At 67.8% G+C, this 3,766-nt stretch carries 4 protein-coding genes and 1 pseudogene; 4 read left to right on the forward strand and 1 reads right to left on the reverse strand.

From position 1 onward, the window contains the following. The 4 genes from VI480_RS15445 to VI480_RS00185 all read left to right on the forward strand — a co-directional run. Positions 1-810: S8 family serine peptidase (locus VI480_RS15445; protein ID WP_416246603.1), on the forward strand; the 810-nt coding region annotated here is incomplete at its 5' end. Continuing rightward, positions 807-1,751 carry a branched-chain amino acid ABC transporter permease gene (locus VI480_RS00175; protein ID WP_323670787.1) on the forward strand — a complete coding sequence of 315 codons (945 nt, stop codon included), beginning with the start codon at positions 807-809 and terminating at the stop codon, positions 1,749-1,751. The genes VI480_RS15445 and VI480_RS00175, both read left to right, overlap by 4 nt. Continuing rightward, the gene (locus tag VI480_RS00180) at positions 1,748-2,938 is read left to right on the forward strand and encodes a branched-chain amino acid ABC transporter permease (RefSeq protein WP_323670788.1); all 1,191 of its coding nucleotides are present in this window, start codon (positions 1,748-1,750) and stop codon (positions 2,936-2,938) included. Before VI480_RS00175 ends, VI480_RS00180 begins: the two co-directional genes overlap by 4 nt. Positions 2,939-3,141: 203 nt before the next feature. Next, entirely contained in the window at positions 3,142-3,435 is a 294-nt protein-coding gene (locus tag VI480_RS00185) for a hypothetical protein (RefSeq protein ID WP_323670789.1), read from the forward strand. A 42-nt stretch (positions 3,436-3,477) separates the two neighbouring features. On the opposite strand, the pseudogene VI480_RS00190 reads toward VI480_RS00185, so the two are convergent. Then, a pseudogene (locus VI480_RS00190) lies at positions 3,478-3,766 on the reverse strand (hypothetical protein); the annotation flags it as partial.

The following is a 3,766-nucleotide window of genomic DNA, read 5'->3' on the forward strand; positions in this document are numbered from 1 at the left end:
CAACCCGAGCAGAGACTCTTCAGAGCTGCGTCAGGCACGAGCTTCGCAGCGCCACGGGTAGCGAACCTCGCCGCGAGGGTCGTGGCTCGCTATCCCGGTGCGTCAGCCAATCTCGTGCGAGCTCTCGTCGGTCTGTCGTGTGATCATCCCCGGGAATCACTGCAGCTCTTCGACTCAGAAGAAGACCTGTATGCGACGGTTGGCTACGGGCTCCCAGCTACGGAGAGGGCGACGGACTCGGAACCGCAACGCGTCATCTTGGTGCACGATGGAGAAGTGGAATGCGACTCCGTCGTGGTTCACGAGTTTCCAGTACCCAGGGGCTTCGCGATCGCGGCTTCTGAGAGGTCGATCTCAGTCGCGTTGGCATTCGACCCGCCAGTGCGCTGGCAGCGTCGCGATTACATCGCTGGCCTGATGGAATTGGGCCTGTATCGAAATGTCGATCCGATGCTCCTCGCTGACATGCTCTCAAATCGGGAAGCTGGCGACCTCCCGCGAGACCGCCGATGGCGAGGTCGCGAGCTCAGGCCGACGCAGACCCTGACGGCAGGCTCAACACTTATCGTGCGGCGCTGGGTCGTGGAGTCAGCCCGGGCACTCAATCCAGATGACGGCGACACATATTGGGTGTCGGTGACCCATCGCGCTCGGTCGTGGGCCTCTGGCTTAGCGGAGGCCCCCACGACGCAGCGATACGCCCTTGCAGTCGAACTCTGGGACCGGGAACGGTTGACAAACCTCTACCAAGTCGTCCAGCGACAACTGCAAGTTCGGATTCGACAGCAGGCAAGAGACCTCTCACGATGACCCTGTTCCTGCAGCGGGTCTTCGACTCGTTCGCCAACGGCTCCGCGTACGCAGCCTTGGCGGTGGCGATCTCGATGGTGTTCCGCTCGACCGGGGTGCTGAACCTCGCGCAGGGCCAGATGGCAATGCTCTCCGCGTACATAGCGGTGGTATTCGCTGCAGGGGCGGATCCCGGCGTGGCGTTCTCGGGCTGGCTGACTCCCTTCGCAACGCCGTGGCCGACCTGGGCGGCGGTCGCCGGCGCGGTCGTCGTGTCCGCCGCGGTGGGCGCTCTTCTGGAATACACGGTCATCCGGCCGATGCGCGGCGATCCCGTACCGACCATCGGGGCGACGCTTGGGCTCTACCTGCTCATCGGCGTGTTCGTGGTCAAGCACTTCGGCGGTCGCCAGCGGTTCCTCGGCTCGCCGTTTCCGCAGGAGCACACCGACCGGTTCATCATCGGCGGTGCTCGGCTGTGGTTCGACACCATCGGGCTGACACTCACGATGCTGGCGGCCATCGGCCTGCTCGCGCTGATTCAGCGCACCACCAAGGTCGGCCTCGCGTTCCGGGCGATCACATCCAATCGCGACAGCTCTGCGCTCGTGGGCATCAGGGTGGAGTGGGTGGTGATGGGCGGATGGGCGGTAGCCGCAGCCTTGGGCGGGCTGGCCGGCGGGCTCATCGCGGGCGAGCTCAACGTGCGCCCCGACATGATGGAGCGCCTCCTGATCTTCGGTCTCGCAGCGGCCACCCTCGGCGGCCTCCGCAGCCCGGCGCTGGCGCTCGCCGGGGGCTACCTGTTCGCATTCGCCGAGACGATGATGGCTGGCTACGTCGGCTTCATCGACAGCCAGGTCACGCTGGTGTGGGCGCTCGGCGTGCTCATCGTGGTGCTGTCGGTGCGCCCGTCGGGCCTGCTGTCACGCAAGGCCGCTCGCGAAGGGCTGCGGACGTGACCGATTCGCACGAGCCGCCGGTTCCCGATTCCGAACCATCGGTGTTCCGCCTGGCGCTACGCGAGGCTCTCGTCCCGCACGGCAGTCCCGCTGCGAGCATCCCGATCCCGCGGACCGGGGCCACTACGCAGGTCGCAGAATCGGAGACGCCGGCCGAGCCGGGTGAGCAAGGTGCCAGCCCTGAGGCCGAAGCGCCGGGCAGCGGGCTGGCGTGGCCCTCTCGGCTAACGGTTGCGGCAATGGCTGCGATCGCTGCGCTGGCGGTCGTCATTCCGCTGCGCGCCTCGTCCACCTTCCTTACCGACGTCACCCAGCTCGCAGCTTTCTGCCTTGTGTTCGCTGGACTCTGGCTGCTGACGCACCGGATGGGGCTGCTGTCGGTGGGCCATGGCGCGTTGACCGGCGTCGGCGCCTACGCAGCGCTGCATGCAGTGAACGACTTCGGCTTGCCACCGATGCTGATGCCGCTGGCCGGCTTTGCTGCGGGCTGCGCGGTGGGTGCCCTGCTGGGCGTCCCGGCGCTGCGTTTGCCGAAGGCGTACCTGGCGCTGCTGACCCTGTCGGCGGCTGTGGCGTTCCCGATCGTGCTGCGCCAGCTCGACGGTCCGCTGCCGGTCACCCTCGACGGCGAGTTCATCCCGCCGAGCTGGACAGGCATCGCACCGAACGATGAGCACATCTGGGAGTTCTGGGTGGTGGTGGTCTGGGTGGCGGTCGCCTTCTGGCTGCTGCATGGCCTGCTGACGGGGCCGATCGGCCGTGCGCTGGTCGCCACCAGAGACGAGCCGACCGCGGCTGCGACGTTCGGTGTCTCGGTGTACCGCCTGCGCCTAGCCGGGGTGAGCCTCAGCAGCGGTCTCGCCGGCTTGGCCGGCGGCCTCATGCTGATCCCGGTGAACTTCAACGACCAGTCGCTGTATCCCGAGGAGCTGTCGATCAAGCTTTTCGCTCTGACGATCGCCTTCGGCAGCACGGCGATCGGGGGTAGCCGGCTCATCATGACTGTGCCCGCAGCGACCGTCCTGGTGCTCCTGCCCGTCTGGCTTGTCGATCGTCCCGGTTGGGTGACCCAAGGTGGCTGGATCGGCTTCGTGAAGTCGGAGTTCTTCCTGTATGCGGCACTGCTGCTGGTGGCCGCCTACGCACGCAGCCGCCGGACGCGCGCCGTCCGGTCCTACGACGCATGACTGCCTTTCACGCGCGCAGCCGCCGCGCCCGAGCGGCTCCGGTGTACGAGACGTGAGCGCCGGTGAGCGCTGGGACGCCAAGTACGCCGATGCGCGCGAACCGGGGCCGGCGTCGGAGTTCGTCACGGGTCATGCCGATCTGCTGGCCGGCTGCCCGACCGCGGTGGATCTCGCCGGAGGCACGGGCGGCACAGCGCTGTGGCTTGCGGAACAGAACATCGAGCTGGCAGGCCGCGGTGTGCGCCAACTTCCTGCACCGGCCGTTGCTCGCCGCACTGCGCGCACTGCTCGTTCCGGGCGGCATCGCGTTCGTGCAGATCGCGACCGTCGACAATCTGCTCCGGAACGCGCGCCCGGGCCGCGCCTACTTGGTGGAGCGGGGCGAGCTGCCCGAACTGTGCCGCGGACTCGAGACCATCAGCCTCGATGAGGACTGGTTCGACAACCGCCACGAGGCGCGGCTCGTGGCTCGACGCCCGAAGCGCCCGGCAGTCTGAAGCTGCGGCAGTCTGAGTCGGTGTCGGGGCCCGTCCCCGCCTTCAGCCGAGCAGCCAGTCGGCCGGCGTGATGTCCTCACCGGCGAACAGGCGCGACTGGAAGCGACGCATGCCCGACAGCCAGCGGTCGATGTCCGATGCCTTGCGCTCGCGGTAGGTCTGCACCTCGGGATGGGGCAAGACCAGGAACCGCTCTTCGGCCATCGCCTCGATGACCGTGTCCGCGAGCTGTGACGGCTGCAGGACACCGTCGCCGGCGGCGGCGCCCGGCGTGCCGCGCTCCTGGTCGCCATTGCCGGTGCGGTCGGGGCTGTTGGCCAAAATGTTGGTC

It is taken from the genome of Candidatus Poriferisodalis multihospitum (assembly GCF_028283155.1).
Lineage (GTDB): Bacteria > Actinomycetota > Acidimicrobiia > Acidimicrobiales > Poriferisodalaceae > Poriferisodalis > Poriferisodalis multihospitum.